This window comes from Mesorhizobium sp. YC-39 (assembly GCF_025753795.1).
GTDB lineage: Bacteria > Pseudomonadota > Alphaproteobacteria > Rhizobiales > Rhizobiaceae > Mesorhizobium.
Window position 1 is genome coordinate 187,315 of the sequence record NZ_JAOWPS010000006.1, and the last position, 12,247, is coordinate 199,561.

The 12,247-nt window shown below is 62.0% G+C and carries 9 protein-coding genes; 6 read left to right on the top strand and 3 right to left on the bottom strand.

Annotation, left to right across the window (positions count from 1 at the left end; translation table 11 throughout):
• Positions 1 to 29 precede the first annotated feature (29 nt).
• The 3 genes from OHD62_RS29785 to OHD62_RS29795 are packed head-to-tail and all read right to left on the bottom strand — an operon-like array spanning position 30 to position 2,623.
• The gene (locus OHD62_RS29785; RefSeq protein WP_263790497.1) at positions 30 to 953 is read right to left on the bottom strand and encodes a carbohydrate kinase family protein; all 924 of its coding nucleotides are present in this window, start codon (positions 951 to 953) and stop codon (positions 30 to 32) included.
• Positions 950 to 1,396 carry an RbsD/FucU family protein gene (locus tag OHD62_RS29790; RefSeq protein WP_263790499.1) on the bottom strand — a complete coding sequence of 149 codons (447 nt, stop codon included), beginning with the start codon at positions 1,394 to 1,396 and terminating at the stop codon, positions 950 to 952. The genes OHD62_RS29785 and OHD62_RS29790 overlap by 4 nt, the downstream gene beginning before the upstream one ends.
• Positions 1,397 to 2,623: an ROK family transcriptional regulator gene (locus OHD62_RS29795; RefSeq protein ID WP_263790501.1), complete on the bottom strand. Its 1,227-nt coding sequence runs from the start codon at positions 2,621 to 2,623 to the stop codon at positions 1,397 to 1,399.
• Between the two features lie 216 nt (positions 2,624 to 2,839).
• Here OHD62_RS29795 and OHD62_RS29800 point away from each other — a divergent pair, with 216 nt between their 5' ends.
• The 6 genes from OHD62_RS29800 (at position 2,840) to glgC (ending at position 12,243) form a co-directional block, all read left to right on the top strand.
• Positions 2,840 to 3,871: a sugar ABC transporter substrate-binding protein gene (locus tag OHD62_RS29800; protein ID WP_263790502.1), complete on the top strand. Its 1,032-nt coding sequence runs from the start codon at positions 2,840 to 2,842 to the stop codon at positions 3,869 to 3,871.
• Between the two features lie 107 nt (positions 3,872 to 3,978).
• Positions 3,979 to 5,136 carry an ABC transporter permease gene (locus tag OHD62_RS29805; RefSeq protein WP_263790503.1) on the top strand — a complete coding sequence of 386 codons (1,158 nt, stop codon included), beginning with the start codon at positions 3,979 to 3,981 and terminating at the stop codon, positions 5,134 to 5,136.
• The gene (locus OHD62_RS29810) at positions 5,136 to 5,918 is read left to right on the top strand and encodes an ATP-binding cassette domain-containing protein (protein ID WP_263790505.1); all 783 of its coding nucleotides are present in this window, start codon (positions 5,136 to 5,138) and stop codon (positions 5,916 to 5,918) included. Before OHD62_RS29805 ends, OHD62_RS29810 begins: the two co-directional genes overlap by 1 nt.
• A 218-nt stretch (positions 5,919 to 6,136) precedes the next feature.
• A complete protein-coding gene (locus tag OHD62_RS29815; RefSeq protein ID WP_263790507.1) occupies positions 6,137 to 8,599 on the top strand; it encodes a glycogen/starch/alpha-glucan phosphorylase in 2,463 nt (820 codons plus the stop codon).
• 129 nt (positions 8,600 to 8,728) lie between these two features.
• Positions 8,729 to 10,942: a 1,4-alpha-glucan branching protein GlgB gene (glgB, locus tag OHD62_RS29820; RefSeq protein ID WP_263790508.1), complete on the top strand. Its 2,214-nt coding sequence runs from the start codon at positions 8,729 to 8,731 to the stop codon at positions 10,940 to 10,942.
• A gap of 35 nt (positions 10,943 to 10,977) precedes the next feature.
• On the top strand, positions 10,978 to 12,243 hold the full coding sequence (glgC, locus tag OHD62_RS29825; RefSeq protein ID WP_263790510.1) for a glucose-1-phosphate adenylyltransferase: 1,266 nt from the start codon (positions 10,978 to 10,980) through the stop codon (positions 12,241 to 12,243).
• Positions 12,244 to 12,247: the final 4 nt, after the last annotated feature.

Consider the following 12,247-nt stretch of genomic DNA (forward strand, 5'->3'; position numbering starts at 1 on the left):
CAGTGCTATTTCAGGGGTTCTCCGCCTGCTCAGGCGATTTCGTGCCGCCACGGCGGATTGGCACCGGCCCGCGATACCGTCACCGCCGCTGCCTTGGCGCCGAGCGCCAGCGTCTTGCGGATGGCACCTTCCGAAAGTGTGGCAAGAGCTGTCTTCGACAGCATGCCTTGCTCGTGCAGCGAGGCTAGGATGCCGGCATTGAACGTGTCGCCGGCGCCGACCGTGTCGACCACCTTGACCTTGTCCGGCATGACCGTGACCTTGTGCTCCCTGGTGTAGCCAACGGCGCCTTCTGCGCCATGGGTGACGACGATCAGCTTCGGGCCGCGATCCAACCAGTTGCTGACAACGTCTTCATGCGAGCCGGCTTCGCCGAACCAGTTCAGATCCTCGTCGGAGAGCTTCACGATATCGGCCATCGCCATCATCGAGCGGATGCGCCTGAGATGCCTGGCCTTGTCGGGGATGAAATTTGGCCGGATGTTGGGATCGAGCATCATCAAGCGGCGCTCGTGCTCGCGCCGCATGAATTCCTCATAGGCTGATCCGGCCGGCTCCGAGATCAGGCTGATGGCGCCGAATAGCATGGCTTCGATCTCGCTGCCGAGCTCCGGCAGGTCGTCGATGGTCAGCATGCGACCAGCCGTGTTCTCGTCGTAGAAAGTATAGGTCGCCTGGCCGTTGGTGAGCCGCACGAAGGCAAGCGTCGTCGGCCGGGGCGATGTATGCGCATAGGTGGAGCTGACCTTGCTTGCCCCCAGCGCTTCCCGGAGCTGGCCGCCGAACAGATCCGACGACAGCCCGGAAAAGAAGCCGGCGGGCGCGCCGAGCCGGCCAAGCGCGATGGCAGTGTTGAACACCGCGCCGCCGACATAGGGGGCAAAGGCCGGCTCCCCATCGGTGGTGGTGCGAGGCAGCATGTCGATGAGGGCTTCGCCGCAGCAAAGGATCATGATTTCCTGTTCTCCGGCGGATAGATCACGCCCTTACGGATGATGATGTTGGCGTAGAGCCTGGGCTCGCTCGTCGCGACGATTGCGTGCGCGGACTTGACCCGTGCATAGAAGTCGGCGCCAGCCAACGCAACCACATTGCGGCCCGGCGCGCGCCTGGCGCAGATCGCTTCCATTTCGCGATGAACAGGATCGGCAAGCGAGGGATCGCCTTTGACCGAGGCGCGAAACAACGCTTCCGGCACGACATCGTCCACCGGCAACACGCTCAATATGGCATCGAGCATCGGAACGAGATGATGACCGTCGGCGCGGATAAGCCGGTGTGCCTGCTCTTTTGCGGGGTAATTTCCGTCGACAAGCGCGATCTCGTCGCCATGGCCCATGGCACGCAGCGTCGCCAGGAGCTCCGGACCGAGCAGCGCCGGGATGCCGATCAGCATTCAGGTGCTCCTGGAAATCGTGGTCGAGCCGATCAGGAAGCGCTCGGAAAGGGGCAGGCTGGCGCCGCCCAGGGCACGTGCATGAATGCCGACCGTACCTTCGCGCACGGCTGGAAGCTTCAGGCCTTCGACATCGATCTTGCCGATGGCGTCAATGACGGCATCGACGAGCCGGCGGCGCACGGCCTTTGGCATCCATCCGTCGATCACCGCTGCTTCGAAATCGATGACCGAGGACGCCGCCGCGATGGCATAGGCCAATGCCTGCGAGGCACTGGCGATCCAGTCGTCGAGTTCCACGCCGATATCGCCCCAGTCTTCCGGCGACGTCCACAGATGCGAGGCCTCGACGCCGCGCGCGTTGAGCACCTTCTCCAGTATGGCGATCGACGCCACGTCGATCAATTGGGTCGGCTTGCCGTCCGGTCCGGGCACCGGCATCGAACCCAGTGCGCCGGCGTTGCCGGTCGGCCCGCCGAAGAGGCGGCCGTTCAGCACGATGCCGCCGCCGGCAAAGGCGCCGATATAGAAATAGACGAAGTCGCGCGCCGCACCCGCTTGGCCGAACACAAGTTCGGCGCCGCAAGCCGAGGTGGCATCGTTCTGGAGGTAGACCGGAAATTCGCATTGCGACTGGATGTCGGCCCGGATGTCGCGATGACGCCATTCGTCCATGACGTCGCGTGGCGCGCCAGCGGCATCAGGCCAGTTCCACAGTTCGAACGGCATGGCGATGCCAAGTCCGGCAATGCGTTTGTCCTGCGCCGGGGTGAGCTCGCCGCGCATCCTCTTCATGCCTGCGGTGACGAATTCCACCGTTTCGCGCGGTGCCGGATAGCGATAGGAATGCTGCAGCATCGAGCGCACATTGCCGAGGAAATCGATCAGCACGAGTTCAGCGCTGCGGCGGCCGATCTTCAGGCCCATGAAGTAAGCACCATCGGGATTGAGCGCCATCGGAATGGAGGGTTGGCCGATCTTGCCGCGCAATGGCGCCTGCCGGACAAGGAGGTTATCCTCCTCGAGTTCGCGCATGATGACCGAAACGGTCTGGGCCGAAAGCCCGGTCATACGGGCGATGTCGGATTTGGCCAGACTGCCATGCTGACGCACCAGCGACAGCACCAGCCGCTCATTGTGGTCCCGCATGCCGCTCTGGTTGGTACCGCGGTGAATATGGCTTTCGGCTGCCTCGGGCGAACCGTGCCTCGTAATGCCGGTCTCCACCCTGTTCCTCCGGTCGTTACCTCAATGCTTTTAGGCCAGAATGAGCGAACGATGCATGGCTGTCAATAATAAATAAGAGTGATTTAATTATTGACAGGTGAATGCGATTGGTGTTTCGTCAGTACAAGGGCGCTCGACTGGGAAGAGTGCGCGAACGCCTGCATGATGGCTCCGGGTGGCCCGGTGCTGCATGGCTTGTCTGGGAGGAGTATCTTGATGAAAACGTCCGTACTGAAGTCTGCGTTGCTCGGCGCGACCGCCACTGCCCTTGTTGTATTGGCCGCTCCTGCATACGCCGCCGACATCGGCGCCTGCCTGATTACCAAAACCGATACCAATCCCTTCTTCGTCAAGATGAAGGAAGGTGCCACAGCCAAAGCCACCGAACTCGGTGTCAGCCTCAAGGCCTATGCCGGCAAGGACGACGGCGACAATGAAGGCCAGGTCGCGGCGGTCGAAACCTGCATCGCGGATGGCGTAAAGGGCATTCTGATCACCCCGTCGGACAGCAAGGCCATCGTTCCGACGATCAAGAAGGCGCGTGACGCCGGCATCCTCGTGATCGCGCTCGATACACCGCTTGACCCGATCGATGCCGCCGACCAGACCATGGCCACCGACAACTTCGAAGCCGGCCGGCTGATCGGCGCTTATGCCGCCGCCAAGCTCGGCGACAAGGCCAAGGACGCCCGAATCGGCTTCCTCGACATCAATACCAAGCAAGTCACCGTTGACGTGCTGCGCGACCAGGGCTTCATGAAGGGCTTCGGCATCGACGTGAAGGACGTCAACGTGATCGGCGACGAAGACGATCCGCGCATTGTCGGCCACGACTATACCAACGGCAATCCGGAAGGCGGCCGTCAGGCCATGGAAAACCTTCTGCAGAAGGACCCCACGATCAACGTCATCCACACCATCAACGAGCCAGCGGCCGCGGGTGCCTACGAAGCTCTCAAGGCGGTCGGCAAGGAGAAGGATGTTCTCATCATGTCGGTCGACGGCGGCTGCCCGGGTGTGAAGAATGTCGCCGAAGGCGTCATCGGTGGAACCTCGCAGCAGTACCCGCTGCTGATGGCGTCGATGGGCGTGGAAGCCATCAAGAAGTTCGCCGACTCTGGCGAGAAGCCGAAGGTGACGGAAGGCAAGACCTTCTTCGACACCGGCGTCACGCTGATCACCGACAATCCGGTGGAAGGCGTTCCCTCGATCGACACCAAGGAAGGCCTGGCCAAGTGCTGGGGCTGATTTGACACGCCCTGACTAAGAGCGCGAATATCGTTTTCGTGCGGGAGGGCGGCCTCCAGGCCGCCCTTTTGCGCGAAGGAGGAAACAACATCGCGGGAGGAATAGAGATGACCGACGCATCGGCGAGCGCCGGGCGACCGCAAGAGTTCGAGAAAGCTCTCGCTGACAGTGACGCGTCCGTGGCGAGCTTCGATACCCACAGCAAGTCGCCGATTGAAAAATTCCAGCATGCGCTCCATGCGAACCAGGCGGCTGTTCCGCTGATCGTACTGGTGGTGTCGATCCTGGTCTTCGGCATTCTCGCCGGCCCCAAATTCTTCAACTGGTTCGCGCTCACGCTGATCCTTCAGCAGGTGGCCATCACCGGCATCATCGGGGCGGCGCAGACCCTCGTCGTGCTCACCGCCGGCATCGATCTTTCGGTCGGCGCCATCATGGTGCTGTCGTCGGTGGTGATGGGGCAATTCGCGTTTCGCTATGGCGTGCCGGTTCCATTGTCCCTTCTCTGCGGCTTCGGTTGCGGCGCGCTGTGCGGTTTCATCAATGGCGTCCTGATCGCCTACATGAAACTGCCGCCCTTCATCGTGACGCTTGGCACCTGGCAGATCTTTTCGGCTGCCAACTTCCTCTATTCCCGCAACGAGACGATCCGCGGCCAGGACGTCGAGGCCCAGGCTCCGCTTCTGCAATTGTTCGGCAACAAGCTCAAATGCGACGGGCACCTCTGGCAGAACTTCGTATGCGACTACGTACCGCCGGTCAGATGGCTGTTTGACGGCCTGTCCCTCGTCGGGGCGACCATCACGCTCGGCGTCGTCACCATGGTGCTGCTCGTCTTGATGCTCTGGTACATCCTCAATTACACGGCCTGGGGCCGCCACGTCTACGCGACGGGCGACGATCCTGACGCGGCCGATCTGTCCGGCGTGCGCGTGCCGCGCATGCTCGTCCAGGTCTATACGATCTCGGGCTTGATCTGCGCCTTCGCCGGTTGGGTGCTGATCGGCCGCATCGGCTCGGTGTCGCCCACGGCGGGCGCATTCGCCAACATCGAATCCATCACCGCCGTGGTGATCGGCGGCACCTCACTGTTCGGCGGCCGTGGCTCGATCCTCGGCATGATCTTCGGCGCGCTCATCGTTGGCGTTTTTCAGCTTGGGCTTCGGCTTATTGGCACTGATCCGCAATGGACGTTCTTCCTGATCGGAGTTCTCATCATCGGTGCCGTCGCGGTCGATCAGTGGATCAGAAAGGTTGCAGGCTAATGTCACGCGAACCCATCCTCACAACCCGCGGTCTGGTCAAGCGTTACGGCCGCGTTACCGCGCTCGACAATGCGGATTTCGATCTCTACGACGGCGAAATCCTCGCGGTGATCGGCGACAACGGTGCCGGCAAGTCGTCGCTCATCAAGGCGATCTCCGGCGCCATCACCGCTGATGAAGGCGAAATCCGTCTTGACGGCAAGGTTACGTCCTTCAAGTCGCCGATGGAGGCACGCGATGCCGGCATCGAAACCGTCTACCAGAACCTTGCCCTGTCACCGGCGCTCTCCATCGCCGACAACATGTTCCTCGGCCGTGAGATCCGCAAACCTGGCTTGCTCGGCCAATGGTTTCGGATGCTGGACCGCCGGGCGATGGAAAAGCGCGCCCGCGACAAACTCTCCGAACTCGGCCTGATGACGATCCAGAACATCAGCCAGGCCGTGGAAACACTGTCGGGTGGCCAGCGTCAGGGCGTAGCGGTGGCGCGCGCTGCCGCCTTCGGTTCGAAGGTTGTCATCATGGACGAACCGACAGCAGCCCTCGGCGTCAAGGAGAGCCGCCGCGTGCTCGAACTGATCCTCGACGTCAAGAAGCGCGGCCTGCCGATCGTGCTTATCTCGCACAACATGCCGCATGTTTTCGAAGTGGCGGACCGCATCCACATCCATCGCCTGGGCCGTCGCCTCTGCGTCATTGATCCCAAGCAACATACGATGTCCGACGCCGTCGCCTTCATGACCGGAGCCAAGCTGCCGCCTGAAGCCGCACTCGCTGCCTAAGGCGCGCTCGCTGCCTCAGGCGCACTCGCTGCCTAAGGCTCACTTCTGCTGCCTGAGCTTGCGGCCTAAGGCACAGGCGGCCTGAATTGCCAACTTGCCGCAGGGCTACCTTGCCCCGTGGCAGCCTAAATCGATTGAACATATGGCCATATGCGCTAGCATGGGCTGGGAGGAATGGTGAAAGCCGGTATGATCATGGCAACCGCACGAGAGGCGACATGACACACGCGATGACATCCGAAGCCCCCATTCTCGACATCCCCGATCCCAAGACGCTCGCTGACGAAGTCTTGAAGGCCCTCAAATACAGGGTCGGCAAGGGCACCAGCGTCGCGACCCAGTACGACTGGCTCACCGCATCGATCAAGGTGGTGCGCGACCGCATCGTCGATCACTGGATGCAGGCGACGCAAGAGGCCTACGCCCAGCAGGAAAAGCGCGTCTACTATCTGTCGCTCGAATTCCTCATCGGTCGCTTGATGCGCGACGCCTTCTCCAATCTCGGCCTGATGGACAATATGCGCGAGGCGCTGGCGTCGCTTGGTGTCGACCTTGACCTCATCGCTGCCCTCGAGCCGGATGCGGCGCTTGGCAATGGCGGTCTCGGCCGGCTCGCCGCCTGCTTCATGGAAAGCATGGCCACCGTCGACATCCCCGCGCATGGCTACGGCATCCGCTACGCCAACGGCATGTTCCGCCAGGAGATCCATGACGGCTGGCAGGTGGAGCTGCCCGAGACCTGGCTCGATCACGGCAATCCCTGGGAGTTCGAGCGGCGCGAACGCTCCTTCGAGGTCGGCTTCGGCGGCTCGGTGGAATCGATCACCTCGAAGGATGGCCGGCTCGAGCGTCATGTCTGGAAGCCGACCGAACATGTGCTCGCCGTCGCCTATGATACGCCGGTGGCCGGCTGGCGGGCCAAGCGCGTCAACACGCTGCGTCTCTGGTCCGGTATGCCGATCGATCCAATCCTGCTCGACAAATTCAACGCCGGCGACCACATCGGCGCGCTGGCCGAAAGCAATAAGGCCGACGCCCTGTCGCGCGTCCTTTACCCTGCCGATTCCCACGTGGCCGGGCAGGAGCTCAGGCTGCGGCAGGAATATTTCTTCTCCACCGCTTCGCTCCAGGACATCGTGCAGCGTCATCTCAGCCAGTATGGCGACCTGCAGTCGCTGCCCGACAAGGCGGCGATCCATCTCAACGACACCCATCCGGCGATCGCCGTGGCCGAGCTCATGCGCCTGTTGATGGATGTCCATGGCATGGACTTCGACCAGGCCTGGAGCATCACCAGACGCACTTTCGGCTACACCAACCATACGCTGCTTCCCGAAGCGCTGGAAAGCTGGCCGGTGCCGTTGTTCGAGCGGTTGCTGCCGCGACACATGCAGATCGTCTACGCCATCAATGCGGAGGTCTTGTTGGAGGCTCGCGCGACCAACCAGTTCTCCGGCGAGCAGATCAGCCGCATCTCGCTGATACAGGAGAACGGCGACCGCCGGGTGCGCATGGGCAATCTGGCCTTTGTCGGCTCGCACTCGATCAACGGCGTCTCGGCGCTGCATACCGAATTGATGAAGCAGACGGTGTTTGCCGACCTGCACAAGCTCTATCCTGACCGCATAAACAACAAGACCAACGGCATCACGCCGCGGCGCTGGCTGATCCAGTGCAATCCCGGCCTGACCGCTTTGACCCGCGAGGCGATCGGCGACCGCTTCATGGACGACATCGACGCCATCAAAGGTCTCGACCCCTTTGCCGACGACGCCGCTTTCCGCGAGAAATTCGCCGCCGTCAAACGGGCGAACAAGGTCAGGCTCGCCAATCTCGTTGCCGACCGCCTCGGCATCAAGGTCGATCCCTCGGCGCTGTTCGACATCCAGGTCAAGCGCATCCACGAATACAAGCGCCAGCTCTTGAACATCCTCGAGGCCATCGCGCTCTACGACCAGATCCGCTCCCATCCCGAGCGCGACTGGATGCCACGCGTAAAATTCTTCGGCGGCAAGGCGGCGCCCAGCTATCACAACGCCAAGCTGATCATCAAACTCGCCAATGACGTCGCCAAGGTCATCAACCGCGACCCGGCCGTTCGCGGCCTGCTGAAAGTGGTGTTCGTGCCGAACTACAATGTCAGCCTGGCCGAGATCATGATGCCGGCCGCCGACCTCTCCGAGCAGATATCGACTGCCGGCATGGAAGCCTCCGGCACCGGCAACATGAAATTCGCGCTGAACGGCGCGCTCACCATCGGCACGCTCGACGGCGCCAATGTCGAGATCAAGGAGTGCGTCGGCGACGACAATATCTTCATCTTCGGCCTGACCACCGCCGAGGTCGCCGAGCGGCGCGACAATGGCTACAATCCGCGATCCGTGATCGAAGCGTCGCCGGAGCTGTCGCAGGCCATTGCCGCCGTTTCATCGGGCGTCTTTTCGCCAGACGATCCGCAGCGCTACCGCGACCTGATCAACGGTCTCTATCAGAGCGACTGGTTCATGGTGGCGGCCGATTTCGATGCCTATGCCGACACTCAGCGCAATGTCGACGCAGTCTGGCGCAACAGCCCGGACTGGTACGCCAAGGCGATCCGCAATGTCGCCCGCGTCGGCTGGTTCTCTTCCGATCGCACAATCCGTCAATATGCGAAAGAAATCTGGAACGTGCCTGTTTGATATGATTGCATGAGGCCACGAACAACGTGGATTGAATTTGACATTCGCAACGCGCCAGACGGCAATGCGAATGTCGAACTAAAAATCCGCTAAAACAAATAGTTGGTGCCCGGGGAGGGCGACTGCCTGATGAGGAAGCCGCGTGTGACCGCTGCGACAAGCGGGCTGGACGGACAGGCGCCAGCCGGCGATGTCGCGGCGATTGTGGCCGGTACGCATGGCGACCCGTTTGCTGTCCTCGGTGTGCAGGAGGCAGGCAAGGGATTTGTCGCCCGCTGCTTCGTTCCGCATGCAGAGTTCATGACCGCCTATACGCTGACCGGCAAGAAGGTGGGCGAACTGTCGAGGCGCGACGACAGCGGTTTCTTCGAGGGCAGGCTGTCTCTCAGGAAACGCCAGCCGCTGCGCTATCACGCGAGGAACGCCGGCGGCGACTGGTGGCTGACCGACCCTTATTCCTTCGGTCCGGTGCTTGGGCCGCTGGACGATTACTATATTGCTGAAGGGTCGCATCTCAGGCTGTTCGACAAGCTCGGCGCGCATCTTATCGATCACGAGGGTGCATTCGGCGTGCATTTCGCGGTGTGGGCGCCCAACGCCAAGCGTGTCTCCGTGGTCGGCGACTTCAACGAATGGGATGGCCGCCGGCACCCGATGCGCGACCGCCGCGACACCGGCATCTGGGAATTGTTCATTCCCGATATTGGTGCCGGCCGGCCCTACAAATACGAGATCATCGGCCCCGACGGCGTGCGGCTGCCGCTCAAGGCCGACCCGTTTGCCTTCAGGTCCGAACTGCGCCCGGCCACCGCTTCGGTGGTAGCGCTTCCGCCGGTGCATGAATGGGGCGACGAGGCGCACCGCAATTTCTGGCGCAACGCCGACCATAGGCGCGAGGCGGTGTCGATCTACGAGGTCCACGCCGGCTCCTGGCAGCTTAACGACGATGGCAGCTTCCTCTCGTGGGACGAACTCGCCACGAGACTGATCCCCTACGTCGTCGATACGGGCTTCACGCATATCGAATTCATGCCGATCTCCGAACACCCCTATGATCCGTCCTGGGGCTACCAGACGACCGGCCTCTACGCGCCTTCGGCCCGCTTCGGCGATCCGGACGGCTTTGCCCGTTTCGTCGACGGCGCCCACCGCGCCGGCATCGGTGTCATCCTCGACTGGGTGCCGGCGCATTTCCCGGTGGACGCGCATGGCCTAGCCAATTTCGACGGCACCGCGCTCTATGAGCATGCCGACCCGCGCAAGGGCTTCCATCCCGACTGGAACACCGCGATCTACAATTTTGGCCGGCGCGAGGTCGTCTCCTTCCTCGTCAACAATGCGCTGTTCTGGGCCGAGAAATACCATGTCGACGGCTTGCGCGTCGATGCGGTCGCCTCGATGCTCTACCTCGATTATTCGCGCAAGGCCGGCGAATGGATTCCCAACGACAAGGGCGGGCGCGAAAATCTCGAAGCGGTCAGCTTCCTGCAAAGGATGAACAAGGAGGTCTACGGCCACCATCCGGGCGTGATGACGATCGCCGAGGAATCAACCTCTTGGCCGAAGGTCTCGCAGCCGGTGCATGAAGGCGGGCTGGGCTTCGGCTTCAAGTGGAACATGGGCTTTATGCACGACACGCTGGAGTATTTTTCCAAGGAGCCGATCTTCCGCAAGCATCACCACAACGACATCACCTTCGGCCTGGTCTACGCCTTCTCCGAGAATTTCGTGCTGCCGCTCTCGCATGACGAAGTCGTGCACGGCAAGGGCACGCTGCTTAACAAGATGGCCGGCGACGACTGGCAGAAATTCGCGACATTGCGTGCCTACTACGCCTTCATGTGGGGCTATCCCGGCAAGAAGCTCTTGTTCATGGGACAGGAATTCGCCCAGCGCCGCGAGTGGAGCGAGGCGCGCGCGCTTGACTGGAACCTGCTCGATTTCCGGCTGCATCGCGGCGTCTGGCAGACGGTGCGCGACCTGAACTATCTCTACCGCTCGCGCCCGGCCCTGCATGGGCGCGACTGCGAGCCGGAGGGCTTTTCCTGGCTGATCGTCGACGACAGCGCGAACTCGGTGTTTGCCTGGCTGCGCAGCGCGCCGGACGGAAATCCGATTGCCGTCATCTCGAACTTCACGCCGGTGCCGCGCGACAATTACCGCGTGCCGCTGCCGCAGGCCGGAAAATGGCGCGAGATCATCAACACGGACGCCTCGGATTATGGCGGTTCGGGTAAGGGCAATGATGGCGTCGTCGAAGCGCGGGCGGACGGAGGAACCATATCGGCGACGATGCTTTTGCCGCCGCTGTCGACGATCATGCTCGAATTTGCTCCGGATTGAGTGACGTCCGGACCGAGTAAATTGGGAGGGTAAAAATGGCAGAGATAAAACGAACCCAGCCGCTGGCGCGCGATGCCATGGCTTATGTGCTGGCCGGCGGGCGCGGCAGCCGCCTCAAGGAGCTGACTGACCGGCGCGCCAAGCCGGCGGTCTATTTCGGCGGCAAGACGCGTATCATCGATTTCGCGCTCTCCAATGCGCTCAACTCAGGCATCCGCCGCCTCGGCGTCGCCACCCAGTACAAGGCGCATTCGCTGATCCGCCATTTGCAGCGCGGCTGGAACTTCCTGCGGCCCGAGCGCAACGAGAGCTTCGACATCCTGCCGGCCAGCCAGCGCGTATCGGAAACGCAATGGTATGAAGGCACGGCGGACGCCGTCTACCAGAATATCGACATCATCGAGGCCTACGGGCCTGAATACATGGTGATCCTTGCCGGTGATCACGTCTACAAGATGGACTACGAGTTGATGCTTCGCCAGCATGTCGACGCCGGCGCCGACGTCACCGTCGGCTGTCTCGAAGTGCCGCGCATGGAAGCGACCGGCTTTGGCGTGATGCATGTCGATGCCAAGGACACCATCATCTCCTTCATCGAGAAGCCCGCCGATCCTCCCGGCATTCCCGACAAGCCAGACTTCGCGCTGGCCTCGATGGGTATCTATGTGTTCAAGACCAAGTTCCTGATGGAGCAATTGCGCCGCGATGCGGCAGAGCCCGGCTCAAGCCGCGACTTCGGCAAGGACATCATTCCCTATATCGTCGAGCACGGAAAGGCGATCGCCCATCGCTTCGCCAAATCCTGCGTGCGCTCGACCGCCGAGAACGAGGCCTACTGGCGCGACGTCGGAACCGTCGATGCCTATTGGGAGGCCAATATCGACCTCACCGACGTGACTCCGGAACTTGACCTCTACGACCGCGACTGGCCGATCTGGACCTATGCCGAGCTGAAGCCGCCGGCAAAGTTCGTGCATGACGAGGATGGCCGCCGCGGTTCGGCCGTGTCCTCGCTCGTCTCGGGTGACTGCATTGTCTCGGGCGCGTCGCTGAAGCGAAGCCTGATCTTTACCGGCGCGCGCATCAATTCCTATTCGACGCTGGAAGAAGTCGTCATGCTGCCCGACTGTTATGTCGGCCGGAACGCAAAGTTGAAGCGCGTGGTGATCGACCATGGCGTAAGGATACCGGAGGGCCTCGTGGTCGGTGAGGATCCCGCTCTCGACGCCAAGCGCTTCCGCGTTTCCGAAAAAGGCATCTGCCTCGTCACGCAGGACATGGTCGACAAACTGGGGTTGTAGTCGC